Below are 17,249 nucleotides of genomic sequence, written 5' to 3'. Positions count from 1 at the left end.
AGGTGTGCCGGACGGGTATTGCTGGAGCTTGCCCAGGAGGCCGGTATTGAGGGGGTAGAATTGCTTTTGTGAATAATGCACAAAAAACAATTTTAGATTTTTCTGCATTTAACCCTTGACATTTTCTTGTCATCAAATACCTCCGTTTTTCTTGCGTTTTTTCTAAATTGTGCTACAATAGAACCCAAGCGTAGTAGGATGGGAGTATACGGATGGAACGTGTAAATGTGTTTGTGGATGAGTCCGGGAGCATCATAAAGGGCCCGCTTCAAAATGCGGATTTCTTTGTAGTTGCGCTGATCTTCACTGATAATGAGAAGTTTTTGAACAAAGTATTTAAGAAAAAGCGGCTTAAAATACTGACGGAAAAAGAGCTGGATCTGCTTCGTGCCACAAGGGAAATCAAGGGATCTGACATCAACGACAAACGCAAAGAGAGTATTTATTCCGCACTCGTTGAAAAATGCGGTGAGAATTTGGAAATAGGGGTTATTGTCCTGGATTTGCAGCACGCAGATGCTAGGCTAAAACAAAATTCCTCCCGTGCGTTCAACTTTTTGATTGCGCGGTATTTATCCAAATCTTATGTTGTTCACAGTAAATTCAAAGAAGCAGCTGCGATTTCCTTGTATGTGGATGAACGGAATGTGGCAACGGGTGCGAAATTCACGCTTGAGGAATATCTGAATACCGAATACAACATAGAGAATCCCATTTGCGAAGGGGACATTTCCGTCCATTACTTGGACTCTAAAAACCGTTATCTGATCCAATTAGCGGATTTTGTCGCAAATACATTCTATCGCGCATATAAGAAAAACGACCCGGATGCGAAAAGCAATGTTGAATTACTGAGAAAGGTGCTCTGCAATGGAAAGGTGTTCTATTTTCCGGTGCCGTACATAAAAGAAGTGACCGGGCATACTATATAATGCTGCCATATAAGTCCACGGAATGTACCAGTTTTGGCTTGGGAGAAATCCTGCATCCGTGGCTTGGCAGCAACAATAAATATGATTTTGGTCGTTGACAGCCCTTAGAATATTTGCTATAATGAACGTAACAAGATAAGTCCTCGTAATCTGCAAGAGATTGTAAGCGCTATGTGTTGGCGCCAGACCGGGGCATTGTTAGAGAGGCACTCCAGCTATGGAGTGCCTTTTGCTTTGTACAGGGCTTACCCAATGATCCAAAACGGCCCGCCCGCTCCGGCCCGTTTGCTGGCCTCATTCAGAATGATGGAGAGGTCCCAGCTTTTTTCGCTTCGCTTATAGCTGGCGGGGTCTGCTACCAGGATCTGCCCGCCCTTTACTCCCCGCAGGACGATGAAGTGACCGCCGGAAGTAAAGTGGCCTTTCGTCATGATAGCAACCACCAGCTTGCCGCTGCCGAGAGCGTCCAAGATACGCTGCGGCTCGGAGGCTGTACAGCCCTCCACTGGGAGCCCCCACGCTTTGGCCGCGTTAGGAATCAAGGAATGGTAGGAACCGCTTTTGCTGCACCAGCCGCCGTTCTTATAGGCCCACTCCGCCATCTCCACAGGGTCAACGATGTCGTCTGTCAGAGAGGATACCACGATGGACATAGAGGTGGGGCCGCAGCCATAGCCGCCGATGTTGTCTGTGCCATAGGGCTTATTGGCATACTGCTGGTCCAATTGGTTGAAATAGACCACATCCGTGACGCCATCCGTAAAGCGGACATTCCCCAGGGAGGGAATGGTAGCGCCGCTGTATTCGGTATACTGGAACATCCCATCGCCCAGGAATAGACTGAGGTTCTGGGCGTAATCATCAGCCAGTCCTTTCTGGGCCTCTGTCAGGTGGAATACTGCATCGGCAAAATACGCTTCTCCATTGTATTGGAGGGTATAGATGTACCAGAGCTCTTCTTTCGTTTCCACCACATCAGGAGTGTTCGGATCATCAGCCTCAACTGTCCGGGTCTCGCTGGTGCGGGTGTAGGAGTAGAGACTGCTCTTGCCCTGCCGGAGAACGGCCTGCATATCCGCCAGGGAGATGGTGTCCCAGGTCTCGCCCTTGGCGGCGCAGTATTGGGCGATAAAGGAGTTGGTGTTGCTGCTCATGTCGGAGGCGTAGGGGTTGACGACCTCGTAATTATCGCCGCCAGTGGTGGCAAAGTCCTGGGCAATCCGGGCCTCCGCATCAGTAATGCCCTCGCCCAGAATCTGATTGACCGCAAAGGCGATGTTATTGGTGTTCTGGACGATGGCGGCATTGTCATTGAGGATGGGCTGTCCGGCGCTGCCGCTGCTGGTCAGGCCGCCGAAGATCAGGGAGGGCAGCATGAGGACGAACAGCACCGGGAGCATGAGCAGAACAGCGATGGCAGCGAGGAACTTCTTACCGTGCTGCACGGCATACAGGGCAGCCCCTGCGGCGGCCCCGTATGGCCCGCCCACTGCCGCGCCCTTCGCGGCGGCGGAGATTGCCTTGCCGGTCTTTATGGCCCCGTGGATGGTCTGAGCAGTGCTGGCCGCTTGGGACAGACTGCTTTTTTCTTGGTTGTTCAGTTTTGGATACCTCCTTGCAGATTGGTAGATTTTATATGATAAAGGGACCGGACGCTAAAATGGAAAAGGCGGAGGCACCTGTCGAGGAACCCACGCCTTTTCAAAGGTATAAGAGGCTTTTTTATGTGAAAGCATGAGCCTCTGCTTCTGTTTTGGATACCTTGTAAATCGAGAGCCGTTTTGCTATAATAGGATAGAAATTTGAAAATATATTGTGAGGACAATACCATGGGTGAAGGGAAAAAACTTCAAATCCGCAACAGTACCGTTGACTTTCTGGTTTTTACCAAGGATGCGGAAGAAAACGGCATCGAGGTAAGAGTGCAGGAGGATACCGTATGGCTGACACAGAAAGCCATCGGCCAGCTCTTTGATATAGACCGGAGCGTAGTCACTAAACATCTCAAAAAGATATTTGCGGATGGTGAGTTGGAGGAAAATTCAACTTGTGCATTTTTTGCACAAGTTGCGGACAACGGAAAAACGTACCGCTATAAGTTCTACTCCCTGCCCGCCATCATCGCTGTGGGCTACCGGGTCAACTCCCAGCGGGCCACGCAGTTCCGCCAGTGGGCCACCAACGTACTGGAGACGTTCACGAAGCAGGGGTATGTGCTGGACAAGCCCCGGCTGATCAACGGACAGATCTTCGATCAGGATTATTTCGACCACCTGCTCTCCGAGATCCAGGAAATCAGGGCAAGCGAGCGGCGCTTCTACCAAAAGATCACCGACATCTACGCCACGGCGGTTGACTATTCCCTGGACAGCAAAATTACGAAGGATTTCTTTGCCTCCGTCCAGAACAAAATGCACTATGCGGCCCACGGCAGCACAGCGGAGGAGGTCATTATGGATCGCGCCGACCATACCAAGCCGTATATGGGCCTGACCTCCTGGAAAAATGCTCCGAACGGTAAAATCGTAAAGGCTGATGTATCCGTCGCAAAAAACTATCTCTTCCAAGAGGAAGTGCAGGAGCTGAATGAGATCGTCACCATGTATTTGGACTATGCCACCCGGCAGGCGAGGCGGCATATCCCAATGACTATGGCTGACTGGGCGACCAAGCTAGATGCTTTTTTACAGTTCAATGGGGAAGAGGTCTTGCAGGACAAGGGGAAAGTGACAGCCGCTATTGCGAAAGCCTTTGCCGAGAGTGAATTTGAGCAATACCGCATTATCCAGGATCAGCTCTACCAGAGCGACTTTGACCGGCTGATTGAGGCCACAGATATTTCTGATGCGCCAGAATAACAAAGACTGTAGATGATAAATAGATGGTTTATGCTTGTGACAACTGCCACTTCCTCTTCCACCGTGCCGCAGAGCCGGAGCGATGCCCCGACTGCGGCAAGCACACCGTCCGGCGGATGAAGCGGAGCGGCAGGAATATGAAGAGCGGCTGAAGGAGCCGAGGGAGATATAAAATGGCCCATTCATCGCAGCGTGAGCGGATCACGCAGTACATACAGGACACCTACGGGACTGAGGCGGAATACCTCTGGGCCGACAGCCCGGGCAATGCGATTTTCCGCCACCCTGCCAGCAAAAAGTGGTATGCTGCCCTGATGCGTGTCCTTCCGAAAAAGCTGGACTTGGCAGGGGAAGAAGTCCTTGATGTAATGGACATCAAATGCAGTTCCATGATGATCGGTTCCCTGCTTGCCACAAAAGGGTTTCTCCCGGCGTATCACATGAACAAGAACCACTGGATCTCCATTGTCCTGGACAATTCCGTTTCTGACGATCAGATCATCCCACTGCTGGAACTGAGCTATGACAGCGTTGCGCCCAAACGGCGGAAGAAGCGTCCTCAGCCAGCGGGGGAATAAGCCCGATATGCTGGGCGAACCGGGTTAGGAGGAGCGCAGCCATGAAAATGCCCTGGAGCCGGGAGGCCGTTCGCATCCTCCCCACGAAAATTGATTTGACCGGACAGCCCTGGTACCGAAATGCTCTGTTGCTCCATGTTCGCGGGAACGGCGCTTTGCGCTGGGAAACCCGCGCCTTGCCGCCAGAGGCGGACTATTATGAATCGGCCCGCTGCCTCACTCTTCGAAGCACACCGCTGCTGTCAGGGCATTTTGCCGCATGGGAGACCAGCGAAAGCCGGCTTTGCACCGGCTGGGGCTTGGACACAGCGGAGTGCCCGGAACTGGATGCCCTGCGCGAAACCCTCAACGGCGGCTTTGCCCGGCTGGAGGACGCCGTTCCCGCCCTGTCGCCCCTGCTGGAACTTCTGCCAGAAGGTGTCTACGTGCTGGCTGAGAGCGACGCCTACCCCACAGACGGCGATGGACAATTCTTTTGGGACGTGCCTGACCGTCTGAAAATTTGTTCTGCCACCGCCCTTGTCTGTCTCGTTGATGATGACTACGACTACAACTACGAATGTCTGCCTCCAGTGTTCCTCTACCCCTCCCAGCGGCGGTCGCGGCTGGATATGGAGCGGGTGGAGTATTACAGAACACGCTTCCAGCAGGATGGCTCCCTGCCCCATGGGATCGCCCTCTATGTGGGGGCAGGGGGAATGTCGGTGCTGCTGGACGGACACCACAAAGCGGCTGCCGCCGCCCTGTTGGGCCGAACCCTGCCCTGCCTGACGGTGTTGCCGCTGGGATATTACCGGCTTGACAATCCGAAACAGTCAGCCTGCTTCGGCCCTATTGTGGTTCCTGTTGAGGACATCAGCGGCGTGAAGCTGCCGAAGGAACCTTGGCGGTACACCAAAGGCTCCGGCCCTTTGCCGGAGGGTCGTCTGGAAGACGCAGAGCTGCCGGAGGCGCTGTTGGCCGCCGGGAATCGCTATCCTACCGCCGAGGGGTATGCCCTGGTGTCGGCGGCGGAGATCGGCTATCCCACGGACAGGGAACTGGAAACCTGGCTGACAGACCCCGGCCTCTACCGGCCCCAGCTGCGTGGGGCGCTGGTGGTTCTGCGGAGCCGTGGCGATCCCCGCTTAAAGGACACCGCTCTCCGGTGTGCCGCTGTCGGGGATGCGCATTGCAGCCTGAAAACGGAGGCGTTCCAAGTTCTGGCGGAACTGAAGGGCGACCCGGATGTGGAAGCCTTTTTCATTGACTATTTCGTGATCCTGGAGGAGCCTTCCAGCGTTCATGGCAGCGCCCAGGACTATCTGACACAGATCGCTCACAGCTTTTGGGATTAGAAAAACTCGTATAAGCAGAATAGAGAATAGATTTGGGAGAGTCAACTAAATGCTGGATTATACGCGGTTAGCATCAAACAGTCTTTTAATTGGCGCTGGATGGACACCATCCTATAAGGGCCTTTTACAAAAGCATTTATCGCATCTTGATTGGAGATTTCCGCCACAAGTCCCACCAGACGCTATATTTGAAAGTGCCAAAGAAATTATTGATGCTTTGGATGGAATAGTAATCAAGAATCAGTGCTCAAAACTTGGTGTTGGTTCATCCTGTTCTGCCATTGAGTTCGATTTTTTTAATTACGATGCCTCTGTATACCCAGAACTAGAGGCAGTGAGTCAGAAGATTGGAAAGCGTGCTGTCTATATCGGAATAGGATATGACATAATGGGGGATTGGCTGGTAGATGAAACTGGAATACTGTATTTCCAAAACAAGATTTACAATAGACTTTCGCCTTTTTCAAATAGTATCTATGATTTTTTAGAAAAGGATATTTACAGGTGTGCAGACCTGTTTCATTGATTCATCTACCCCATCTGCAAATCCTTTAAGACGGGAGACACGTCAAAACGTCTTCCGTCTTTTGATATGCCTCCAGAAAACTTTTGATAGATAAAGGCAAAACCAGCCAGCTGTGCGTCTAATAGACAGAAAGGAGGGAGGACATTTGACCGAACAGGAGTACATCCGCCGGGCGGAATCCTTAAAAGAACAGCTCTACCGCACCGCAGCAGTCTACTTGGGCAGTCCTTCCGATGCTGTGGATGCAGTGGATGAAGCGTTCTACAAGGGCTTCCTGGCCTACTCGAAGCTGCGGCAGCCGGAGTTTTTCGATACCTGGCTTACCCGCATCCTGATCAATGTCTGCAACAGTGAACTGCGCCGGCGCAAGCGGGAGCTGGCCGTGGCCGAACTGCCCGAAACGGCTCAGGAGGAATTTGACGCCCTGCCCTTGAAGGAGGCGCTGCGCCGTTTGCCAAAGGATCTGCGGGAAGTAATCATCCTGCGCTACTTCACCGGCCTCACCCTGGAGGAGACGGCGCAGGCCCTGGATATTCCACGGGGTACTGTCTCCACCCGCCAGAAGAAGGCCCTATCCCTGCTCCGGCTGGAGCTGACTGACGAATAGAAGGAGGTTGTCAGATGGAAAATCGAACTGTAGAATTTCAGGCCATGATGAACGAATTGGCCTCGCCTCCTAAGCAACTGGAGGACAGTATGCAGCGTGCCCGAAAGCGCGCTCGGCGCTCCAGGATGCTCCGCCGCTTCTCCGCTCCCCTCGGGACCATTGCCTCGGTCGCCGCCTGCTTTGTGCTGATGGTGAACGTTTTCCCCACCTTTGCCCTGGCCTGTGCCGGAGTACCTGTCATCCGGGAGCTGGCCGCCGCTGTTGCGTTCTCCCCCAGCCTGTCCGCCGCAGTTGCCCACGACTATGTGCAGTATATTGGGCAGTCTCAGACGGTGGATGGGGTCAAGGTAGACCTGGGATACGCCATTGTGGATCAGCACCAGATGGTATTCGTCTACTCAATAGATGGGGGCAGATTCTATACCAGCCCGAAGCTGCTTGATGAAAACGGGGATCATATTGCCGCCTCTTACTCCACATCCATTGCCAAAGGGGATATGAGCGGGCAATCAAACGGCATGGAATCCATGATCCTCTCCTTCAGCGCACCGAGCGACCTGCCTGAGCGATTCACCATCAACATGTATTTCCGTGCGGAGAAACAGCCGGAGACACCAGCCGCGCCCGCTGCTCCACAGGCATCCTTGGGCGAGTCTATGGAGAATTGGGCCGATCCGAGAAATGACCCCGGCGTGCTGTGCTTTACCTTTGATGTGGCCCTGGATATGAACCGCATCGCCCGGCCCATCACTGTCCCGGTGAACCACTGGATGGAACTGGATGGACAGCGCATCCAGGTGGAGCGGCTGGAATACACGCCCACCCGCACCATCCTCTATCTGGGCGAGGATCAGGCCAACACCGCCTGGCTCAAATCGCTGAAATTCTGGTTTGAAGACCAGTCCGGCCACCGGTATGATGATAAGGACGGCTCTCTGGTTTCCAGCAGCACACTGGAATCCCCATCTCAGCTCACCTACTATTTCCAGAGCTTCTACTACGACCCACCCAAGGGACTGACCCTGTGCGTTGATAAGGCGGAGTGGCTGGACAAGGATGCGCCCCATGTGGTTGTGGATCTGACCAGCGGCGAGGCCACCGGCCTGCCTGCGGGTGTGGAGCTTGTGGATGTTCACCCCGTCGGAACCGGCGTGGAGCTTACGATCCTGTCGCCAAAACTGCGGGAGCAGTTTGCCCAGAGCTTTTCCCACACCTATTGGGACCCGGAGGGCGGCGAGCATAAATGGCATCAGGTGTCTACCATTCGCGTGGATGCCGAGGACAGCGACGATGGAGAAGCCAAACACAAAGAGGTCTTTTACCTGGACAACTACTCCTGGGACGCTGTGGAACTGGAATTGAGCTATACCAGCGTAGCCGAGTATGTCGAGCCTGTTCGGGTGCCGCTGACAACTGAATGATAAACCCTCAGAGGAGCTTCTGCCTTCCATTGCTCCAGCATGATGGTTCCAGGCGCAAATTCTTTAGGAGGCGTTTGTAACTCCAATTTTGTAGGTGTCCCCGCGACCTGGCAATAGAATCGTTTTGCTCACGGCAAACAGGTTCTGCCGTAATTATCGCTCACTCCAAATAGACGCCGGAGTAGATTTCGCCGATGTTAAAGCGAAAGCAGAGCAGGAGGTCCGGGGCAAATGCGCCGCAGGCTCCGTCCGCAATCATGGAAGCAGCCTGTGTCCAGAGATATGCCGGCTTGTAGGGCCTGGGATGGATCAGTGCGTCAAAAGCATCGGCCAAGCCCACCACTTGAACCCAAGGAGTAATATGGCGGCCGGACAGCCCGTCTGGGTAGCCGCCGCCGTCCCAGCGCTCGTGGTGATGGCGGCAGACGTCGCAGATCAAATGAAAATCCTCCCGGCTGGAGAGGGCCGGGTCTTCCGCCAAGAGGCGGCAGCCCTCTGTGGTGTGGGACTTCATGATGGAGAACTCCTTCGGAGTCAACGAGCTGGGCTTATTCAAAATCGCCTGGGGGATGGCCCGCTTCCCAATGTCATGGAACAGGGCCAGCTCGGAGTAGTGGTCGATGTCCTGCGCAGACATTCGCGGAATGGCTTCATCGCTGGAAAACACTAGGAGCAGACGCTTCGTAAGGTTCCGAAATTGTGCGCTGTGCGGTGTACTATTCAAAACAGTTTCCTCCTGTCAAGTCTGAATTGTCACGAAAAGTCCGCTTCTTTTTCTCTCTTTCTGCCATTGCTTTTCCATCAGTATCCAGCTACAATATCTAGCAGTTGCGAAAAAAGTCAGCGGAGGATGTTGTGTCATGGAAGTGAATTATGATCCCCTTTGGGACGAGCGTGGCGAGCTGCGGCGGGGCTGTACTGTTCGGGAGGCCCTGGACTGGCTGACGCGGCATGGCAGTCACAGTGCTGGAGAGAGCGTCTACATCAACGGCGTCAGCTACAAGCTGGGTCGCCTGCTCTATGGACCAGATAGGCCAGAAATTGCGGACAAGCCCATCTCTCGCGTCTATGACGGCTATTACCGACAGCTGAATTTCAACGTTTAATTGAGGAACTGCCCAAGAACAAGCCCGCCAAAAATGCCGAAAAAATCCGCTGTTCCATAACAGCCGCTTCAATCGAACCCGCCGGGTTTTGTGACGGGAAGGCCCGGGGAACGTCGGCCCGTTCAATCAAAAGCGCTGAACGCTCCAAAATAATACGATCCATTTCTTGTTCCTTTCTTGCATATCAAAGAAAATCTTGATATAATGAAAGCATGAAATAAACCACCGTTTAGTGATTGAGGTGAATTATGGGGCATCAAGAAAGTCTGATATTTTGCGACACAAAACGAGATATGATTCGTCTGTGCAAGATGCTTAACAAAGCAGCGGCCGATACATCAGAGAATGGGTTGGAGTATGCGGAGCTTGATATATTTGAGGTCGCACGACTCAAAAAAGATATAAAGACATGGTTCCCAGGCCAGAAGAATGGTCCCATTTTCCCAAAGGGCTGTTATTTTGTCTGGTGGGGAGGAGAGCGCGGTCCTCAAACGCAGGACGAGTTTCTGGATTCTCGCTACACAGGCCAGATACCTTATTGGAATACAGTTTTTGCTGAGTATATCATTCCGCAGGCCACCGAATTATTGAATGGAATTGAAGAGGGCCGCCCCGGAACTTTTCAAGAAAATGAGTGGATACACACCTTCCATCCTGGCGAAGATAATCAAATATCTTTGGATTTAATCGAACAACTATAGCAAGATGGTAAAAGGGGGCGGCCCTTCGGATCCGCCCCCTTTTGGCTTAATAGCCGGTCTTGGGGAGCTTGGGGATGCTGGGGGTGGTAAGTCTGCGGATCACCGTGACCCAGGAGCCCTGGGCCGTCTGCCAAGTGCCCTGATACTTGCCTCCGGCGTCGGCCCGGTTGACGAGCTGATAGCCGTTGGCCGCCGTGCCGCTGACGGCGACGGTCAGGGTGGGATTGCTGGTAGACTGGAAGCCCACGGGGACTTTGCCGAAGTCGAAGTAGACGTCGGTAACAACTTCTCCGGCCTGGGTGGGAATCGCGCTCAGGCTGAAGGAGTAGGCGCTGGTGGTGATCAGATTGGACGCCAGGACCTGATAGGTGCCGGAGTAATTGGTCTTGTACAGAATCCGGTAGTTCAGCCGGGCACTGTAGGTGCCGGTGCTGATGACCATGGCCCGGGCGGCGTCGGTGGGAATCCGATCATGCCAGTAGAATTCCTCCAGCGCCACGTTGCTGGTATTCGCAATGGTAAAATCGTAGCGCATCTGGTTCCCCGCCAGCACTTCAGCGTTACCCCGCTTCGTGATAGTAACGCCCAGCCCGGCGGGTTTGTCGTAGTCGCTGACCTTGATGATCTGGCCGGAATACTCCAGCGTTTCATCAAATACGGTTTTGCTGACCTGCCAGTAGGCCGGAGCAGTTACCTCTTTGATTTTGTAACGGCCCAGGGGGAGCGGCTTGGAGGCGGCGATGCCCCTGGCGTCCGTGGTGATGTAGTCCACCACTTTGTTGCTGCGGGGGTCGCTGATCTCATAGACCGCGCCCTGGAGGGGCGTTCCCGCCGGAGTGCCCGTGACCTCATTATACTCGGCGGCGTACTTCATCACCTGGATCTGTCCGGTGATAGGGGTGTTCTCCCACTCGATTTCGATGGTCTTGCCGGGCTGGACATAGATGGTCTTGTACTCCTTGTCCAGCTCGTAGCCGGGAGCGGCCTCCAGCTCACGGAGGTACAGGCGGCCCTTGCCCTGGACAGTCAGGTCGTCGATGTAGATATAACCCTCGTTGTCCGTTGTGTATTCTCCGATGGGGTTCTTATTTTCATCATACAGAAGGAATTTCACGTCATAAATTCCATCTCCGGTGACGGAGTTGATTTTATGAATGATGATTCCCGAGAAGGGGGCGTTGGTCACGGTGAGGGTGGTGGTCTCATTGTCCCGGATGGTGAAATAGTGGGGCGTGGCATCAATCTTGAAGCCCTCGGCGGCTTTCAGCTCCACGGCGGAGTAGTCACCGGCATCCAGGTCAACATGGACCCGGCCGTTCTCTCCCGTGGTGACGGTTTCAATGAGAGCGCCGTCCATCCCTCTGATCTCAAAGGTGACGCCGGGAATGCGCTTGGTTTCGTCGCTGGCGCTGACCTTGATGAGCTCCAGACCGCCCACAGGGGCATTATAGAAAGTGAGGGTCTGGCCCTCGCCCTCCTTGATCTCGATGCTCTTGGGCGTCCCGTCCAGCACGAACCCGTCCACCGTCTTGGTCTCCTTGGCGGTGATGACCGTTCCGGGCTTTAAGCCGGAAAGCGTGATGCGGCCATATTCGTCGGTCCGGTAGATACCCTGGTTGGGCCCGACGTAGGCGCCGCTGCTGTCGGTGATAAGGAACTCGACCCCGGCCAGGGGCTGGTCCTTGGTGCCCGTCACCAGCTTCTGGATCGTGAGGGTAGTCCCAGGTACGTTGTAGAAGGTCAAGGTCTGGGTATCCGCCGGATTCACCTTGACGGTCTGGGTCTGCGTGGCCGGGTCGATGGTGTAGCCCGGCAAACACTTTACCTCCTTGACCACGATGGTGCCGGTGACCCCGCTGATGCGGATTTCTCCGGCGTCATTGGTGGTATAGCGGCCGTTGCTGGAGAGGTGCCCATTGGCGGCGTCCACATAACCGCCTTCCGCGTAGGTCAATTCAAACTCAACCCCCGCCAGCGGCTTGTTCGTCAGCTTGTCCAGTTTCTTGATGACGAGGGTTCCCGCCATTTTGTTGGTGAAGCGGAGGACCTGCGCCTCACCCTCCTTGATGAGGATGGACTTCGGCGCGCTGTCCAGCACCACGCCCTCCGGGACCTTGATCTCCTTTGCGGTGACGGTGATTCCGGGAGTGAGGCCCGGGATGACCACGCAGCCGTTTTCATCCGTGGTGTATTCGCCGTTGCTGTTCCCCACGAATGCGCCGGAGGAATCCGTGACCAGGAAGGTAACGCCCTTCAAGGGTTCGTTGCCGGTCTCAGTCTCCAGGTACTTCTCGATGGTGAGCGTGTTCGCCGGAATGTTGTAGAACGTCAGGGTCTGCGTTTCCTGCGGATTCACCGTGATGGTCTGGCTCTCTCTGCCCGGTTCGATGGTGTAGCCGGGCAGAGGCCGAGTCTCTTTGACCACGACGGTCCCGACGATGCCGGAGATATGGATTTCTCCGTGGTCATCGGTGGTGTAGAGGCCCTTGGAGGATAGATGCCTGTTGTCCGTATCCACATAGCCGCCCTCGGAGTAGATCATCTCAAACTCCACACCCGCCAGGGGCTTGCCGGACTGCTTATCCAGCTTCCGAATGACGAGAGAACCGGCGGGCTTATTCCAGAAGGTCAAATTCTGCGCCTTGCCAGCCTCGATCTTGATGCTCTGGGGCCGTCCATCCAGCACATAGCCGTCCACGGTCTTGATCTCCTGGGCGGTGATGGTGGTCCCAGGCTCCAGCCCATCCAGCACGATCTCGCCCGCGTTGTTGGTGTAGTAGACGCCTCCATCGGGATTCAGAGGCTTGCCGGAGCCGTCCACCACCTTGAAGGCTACGCCGGCCAGAGGCTCATTGGCGGTGCCCTCAATGTATTTGTGGATGGTCAGGGTCATCTTGGGGTCGTTTTCAAAGGTGAGGTCATTTCCACCGGAGTTTCCTCCGCTGGAGCCGCTGCCGGAGCTGCTTCCGCCGGAGGAGTTGCCTCCGCTGGTCCAGCTGTTGCCGGAGCCATTTTTCACGATGATGGTCTTGGGCGTCGTATTGAGGACATAGCCGTTCGGGACGCGGGATTCGGAAACCACCACCGTGGAATTGGGGATGAGGCCCGTCACCACGACGGTCCCGTCCTTCCCGGTGACATAGCGGCCCAGAATATTCCCGTCCCCGTCTTTGACCGTAAATTCCGTGTTGGGTACGGGTTTCCCTGTGACAGAATCCAGTTTCGTGAGAGTGAGGGAGCACATAGGATCATTGTAGAAGCGCAGGGTCTGCGTGTCCTGGGGATTGACCACGACGGTCTGGCTCTTGTCATTGGAGCCCATGACGTAGCCGTCCGGGCATTTTTCCTCCGTGACGACAAGGGTTCCGACGACGTTGGTAATTTTGATCTGGCCGTTGGAATCGGTGTGATAGATACCATTGGAGGACAGCTTGCCGCCCTCGGTATCCACTACCCGCCCGTCGGCGTAGAGGACCTTGAATCGTGCGCCGGCCAAGGGGGCCTTGGTGACGGAATCCAGTTTCTCGATGATGAGGGTTCCGGCGCGTTTGTTCCAGAAGGTCAAACGCTGGACCTCGCCGCCCTTGATCAGGATGTCCTGGGGCGTGCCGTCAAGGACAAAGCCGTCCACCGTCTTGATCTCGCGGGCCTTCACCGTGGTTCCCGGCTCGATGCCGCTGAGGACGATTTCGCCAGCCTTGTCCGTGTAATAGGTTCCGTCGTCAGGACCGACCGCCGCTCCAGCGCCGTCCGTAACCTTGAACCCAACACCGCTCAGAGGCTCGTTCTCGGTACCCTCGATGAATTTCTGGATGATGAGGGTGGTCCCGGGCTGGTCATCAAAGATCAGGCCGTTGGCTACGCCGGAGCGCACCACGATATTCTTCGGAGTCTGATCCAGAATATAACCCTTCGGCGCTTTCTGCTCAGAAACCATGATGGTGGCATTGGGCCGCAGGCCGGAAACCGTCACGGTACCATCAGTCCCGGTGGTGTAAAGTCCATTGTTGGGGCCGACCACATGACCGTCGCTGTACTGGACCAGGAACTGCCCTCCCGCGAGGGGCTTGTGCGTCACCGCGTCCCGCTTCAGGATGGTCAGGGTGCAGAGGGGGTCGTTGTAGAAGCGGAGGGTCTGGGTGTCCGCGGCATTGACCACTACCGTCTGCGGAGTGGGGTCCTTCTGGTAAAAGTCCGGGGCCTTGTCCTCAGTTACCACCAGCGTGCCGGGCAGGACCTTGGAAATCACGATCTGGCCGTTCTGGTCAGTGGTATAGAGGCCGTTGGAGGAAGTCAGGCCCTCGTTGTCCGGCAGCAGTTCGCCATTGGAGTAGACAATTTTGAACCGTGCGCCCGCCAGAGGCTGCTTTGTGATCTTGTCATATTTCTCGACCACGAGTCCGCCCTTGGGGGTATTAGTCACGATCACGGTTTGGGTATCCCCGTTGGGCCCAATCATGATATTGGTACTGGGCGCGTCCATGACATAACCCGCCGGCGCTTTTACCTCAGTCAAAATCAGCGCCCCGGGAGCGAGATTGGATACCCGGATTTCGCCGTTGCTGTCCGTGGTGAAAACGCCGTTTTGGGTAAGGGTGGCGGAACCGATCACGCCGTCCAGGCCGACCTCACAGCCTGCCGCCGTGGTCAAGCGGAACTGAGCGCCGGGGAGGGGCTGGCCGCTGATACTGTCCCGTTTCTGGATGATCAATTTTCCCTTGGGTTGGTTCTTGAAGGTCAAAGTGACCGTGCGGCCCTCCTTGATTTGGATGGTCTGGGACTGCGTGTCGATGATGAATCCGTCCGGGGCCCGGACCTCAGTCACGACGACGCTCTTTCCGGGCTTCAGCCCAGAGATCCGCACTTCGCCGTTTTCATCGCTCCGGTAGATGCCGTTGGAATCACCGATGAGCGTTCCGTCTGCATAGGTGACTTTGAACTCGGCGTCCTGGAGGGTGATGCTGGGATTGACAGCGCAGACCTTGCGGATCAGCAGATTTCCGTCCGGCGCATTGTCAAAGCGGACCGTGACAACGCTCTGCTCACCGCTGTCGGCCAGGTATACCGTTTCGGAGGAGTTGATGATGGTGTACCCGTCGGCGGGATCGACCTCTTCGACGATATAGGTCCCACTTTTTAGCCCGGTCCAGATACAGGTGCCGTTTTTCCCGGTCACCTTCTGGCCGATGACCGTGCCGCCGGTGCCACTGGTGCCGCCAAGGAAGCGGAGCTGGAAGGTGCAGCCGGGCAGGGCCTCGTGGGACACACTGTCATATTTCTCGACGATAATCGCGTTCAGGGGCTCATTCTGGAAGGTCACAGTTTTGCTCTCGTTTCCGTGGAGAATGACGGTTTGCGTAGTGGGTTCCTTCATCTGGAATCCAGGGGCCGGAGCCACCTCGGTGATGGTGTACTCACCGGGGTAGAGCTTTTTGCCCTGCTCGTGGAGCTTGATCTCACCGTTGGCATCTGTGAACAGGTAGCCGTAGTCCGCGGAAGCGGGGGCGTCGGAGGCTTCACCGTTGGAAGTGTAGGTCACATGGAATTTCGCGCCCTCAACCGGCGCCCCAGCGACAGAATCCTCCTTGAAGATCGTGATCTGGGGCTCCTTGCGGTTGCGGAACACCAGCTCCTTCACATCGCCGGGGTTCAGGCTGATGGTCTGCACCCGGTCGGCGTCCTTATCCGGCAGGAACCAGGGCGACGGAACGGAAATCTCCGTGACCCGGTACGTTCCGGGAACAACGTATTTCGTCACTTTACCGTCGGGCCCGGTGGTCCAATCGTCCTGATAGTCGCCGTTGATGGCCTCCACCCTCAGCACAGTGCCGGGGATGGGCTCCTTCGTGTCGGCGTCGATTTTCGAGAGGGTCAATTCGGGCTTCTTGAGATTTTGGAAGATGACCTCTTTTTCATCGCCGCCGTTGAGGGAGATGGTCTGCGTGGGTTCGTCGCTGATGTAGTAGGGCTCCGGGACGGACTGCTCCGTGATCTTATAGGAGCCAGGAACGACCCGCAGCTCTGCGGAACCGTTGGCCTCGGTAGTTACCTCGTGGCGATAATCTCCGTCGATGGCTTCCAGCAGGAAGACGGTGCCGGGGATTTTTTTGTTGGTGCCCTTCTCGACCTTCGAGATTTTGAGCAGGGGCTGTTTCAGGTTGTCAAAAATCAGCTCCTTGCTGTCTCCGGCCTCCAGCCAGATCGTCTGGGTGGGTTCGTCGCCGACGACCCAGGGGTCCGGGACGGACTTCTCCGTCACTTCATAGCTGTCCGAGGGGATGGCGGTCAGCGTGGCCTTGCCGTCCGGGCCAGTAGTTATGTCATTGTGGTAGCCAAGGTGGATGCCCTTGATTTCAAAGTGAGCCCCGGGGATCACATCCCCGGTCTTGGCGTCCCGCTTCAAGATCGTGAGGTTAGGCAGCTTCTTGTCCGCCGCCGAAACGGTGACGGTGCCACCGCCGTTGATGGTGGCTTGGTCAACGTGGGCAAACACCGGTTCCGTCAGCTTGGCGAAGGGGGACGGCGCGGAGACCTCAACGAAGGCATACATACCCTCAGTCACGTCCGTCACCGTGATGGAGCCATCTTCCTTGGTAGCCTCGGTGCCGATGATTTGCCCATCCCTCAAAACATTGAACACCGCACCAGGGAGGGGATTGTTGGAATCGTCCAGCTTCATGAGCTTGATTCTGACCTTGCTGTCATTCTCGAAGATGAGAGCCACATCGGACTTTCCATCCCACATAAAGGTCTGCCTGACCTTGGCGGGGTCCGGGCTGAGGCTATAATTCTCCGGCGGAGTGACCTCCTCCGCCACATAGCTTCCGACGGGCATGGTGTCCCAGGGCACGTCGGTGAGGTAGCCGCCCTCGCGGGACATGAAGGTGCCGGAGAAGTTATTGTCTACGCCGGTGATTTTGATGATAGCCCCGGCCAGACCCTTCGTCGGGTCGTCAGCGTCCACTTTGCGGATACTGCCCTCTCCGGTGATGGTCGTGCTGTCCCGGAAAGTAACCGTAACCGTGTTGCTGCCATTATTGGGAAAGGTAAATATATAAAAGAAAACTAACAAAAATTTCCAATTATTTCATAATTACGTGTATATCTCCATCCTTTACAATGACCTTATCAATGAATATCCGTGCAACCTTTTTCTTTTCTTCCATATCGTAACTGTCCCAAT

13 protein-coding genes and 1 pseudogene are annotated in these 17,249 nt (G+C 55.4%); 10 read left to right on the top strand and 4 right to left on the bottom strand.

Going from position 1 to position 17,249, the window contains the following annotated elements:
* The first annotated feature begins 212 nt into the window (after positions 1-212).
* Complete coding sequence (locus Q1M04_RS15050) at positions 213-932, top strand: DUF3800 domain-containing protein (RefSeq protein WP_300346978.1); 720 nt, start codon at positions 213-215, stop codon at positions 930-932.
* 245 nt (positions 933-1,177) lie between these two features.
* Here Q1M04_RS15050 and Q1M04_RS15045 read toward each other — a convergent pair whose 3' ends face one another.
* Positions 1,178-2,422, bottom strand: a complete 1,245-nt coding sequence (locus Q1M04_RS15045; RefSeq protein WP_300346981.1) for a C39 family peptidase — start codon at positions 2,420-2,422, stop codon at positions 1,178-1,180.
* Between the two features lie 339 nt (positions 2,423-2,761).
* Here Q1M04_RS15045 and Q1M04_RS15040 point away from each other — a divergent pair, with 339 nt between their 5' ends.
* From Q1M04_RS15040 to Q1M04_RS15010, 7 genes are all read left to right on the top strand, one after another.
* Entirely contained in the window at positions 2,762-3,790 is a 1,029-nt protein-coding gene (locus tag Q1M04_RS15040) for a virulence RhuM family protein (protein ID WP_300346983.1), read from the top strand.
* Positions 3,791-3,813: 23 nt separating this feature from the next.
* Positions 3,814-3,942: a hypothetical protein gene (locus Q1M04_RS15035; protein ID WP_300346985.1), complete on the top strand. Its 129-nt coding sequence runs from the start codon at positions 3,814-3,816 to the stop codon at positions 3,940-3,942.
* 21 nt (positions 3,943-3,963) lie between these two features.
* Positions 3,964-4,368, top strand: coding sequence for an MmcQ/YjbR family DNA-binding protein (locus Q1M04_RS15030; RefSeq protein ID WP_300346987.1), 405 nt, complete (start codon positions 3,964-3,966; stop codon positions 4,366-4,368).
* 41 nt (positions 4,369-4,409) lie between these two features.
* Positions 4,410-5,705: a hypothetical protein gene (locus Q1M04_RS15025; protein WP_300346989.1), complete on the top strand. Its 1,296-nt coding sequence runs from the start codon at positions 4,410-4,412 to the stop codon at positions 5,703-5,705.
* A 49-nt stretch (positions 5,706-5,754) separates the two neighbouring features.
* The gene (locus Q1M04_RS15020; RefSeq protein WP_300346991.1) at positions 5,755-6,231 is read left to right on the top strand and encodes a hypothetical protein; all 477 of its coding nucleotides are present in this window, start codon (positions 5,755-5,757) and stop codon (positions 6,229-6,231) included.
* A gap of 145 nt (positions 6,232-6,376) precedes the next feature.
* On the top strand, positions 6,377-6,838 hold the full coding sequence (locus Q1M04_RS15015) for a sigma-70 family RNA polymerase sigma factor (protein WP_300346993.1): 462 nt from the start codon (positions 6,377-6,379) through the stop codon (positions 6,836-6,838).
* 14 nt (positions 6,839-6,852) lie between these two features.
* The gene (locus tag Q1M04_RS15010; RefSeq protein ID WP_300346995.1) at positions 6,853-8,259 is read left to right on the top strand and encodes a DUF4179 domain-containing protein; all 1,407 of its coding nucleotides are present in this window, start codon (positions 6,853-6,855) and stop codon (positions 8,257-8,259) included.
* Between the two features lie 160 nt (positions 8,260-8,419).
* Here Q1M04_RS15010 and Q1M04_RS15005 read toward each other — a convergent pair whose 3' ends face one another.
* Positions 8,420-8,983 (bottom strand): HD-GYP domain-containing protein, encoded by a 564-nt coding sequence (locus tag Q1M04_RS15005; protein ID WP_300448563.1) that lies wholly within the window; start codon positions 8,981-8,983, stop codon positions 8,420-8,422.
* Between the two features lie 136 nt (positions 8,984-9,119).
* On the opposite strand from Q1M04_RS15005, the gene Q1M04_RS15000 reads away from it, so the two are divergent.
* Positions 9,120-9,365, top strand: coding sequence for a hypothetical protein (locus Q1M04_RS15000; protein ID WP_300346998.1), 246 nt, complete (start codon positions 9,120-9,122; stop codon positions 9,363-9,365).
* On the opposite strand, the gene Q1M04_RS14995 is transcribed toward Q1M04_RS15000, so the two are convergent.
* Positions 9,355-9,528: a hypothetical protein gene (locus Q1M04_RS14995; protein WP_300347000.1), complete on the bottom strand. Its 174-nt coding sequence runs from the start codon at positions 9,526-9,528 to the stop codon at positions 9,355-9,357. The two genes, Q1M04_RS15000 and Q1M04_RS14995, sit on opposite strands and share 11 nt — an antisense overlap.
* A gap of 85 nt (positions 9,529-9,613) precedes the next feature.
* Here Q1M04_RS14995 and Q1M04_RS14990 point away from each other — a divergent pair, with 85 nt between their 5' ends.
* Positions 9,614-10,066, top strand: coding sequence for a hypothetical protein (locus tag Q1M04_RS14990; RefSeq protein ID WP_300347002.1), 453 nt, complete (start codon positions 9,614-9,616; stop codon positions 10,064-10,066).
* 46 nt (positions 10,067-10,112) lie between these two features.
* Here the strand turns inward: Q1M04_RS14990 and Q1M04_RS14985 are convergent.
* Positions 10,113-17,108, bottom strand: a pseudogene (locus tag Q1M04_RS14985) (SpaA isopeptide-forming pilin-related protein); the annotation flags it as partial.
* Positions 17,109-17,249: the final 141 nt, after the last annotated feature.

The organism is uncultured Oscillibacter sp., assembly GCF_950073225.1.
Classification (GTDB): Bacteria; Bacillota; Clostridia; order Oscillospirales; family Oscillospiraceae; genus Oscillibacter.
This window is presented reverse-complemented; position numbering and strand designations above follow the sequence as displayed.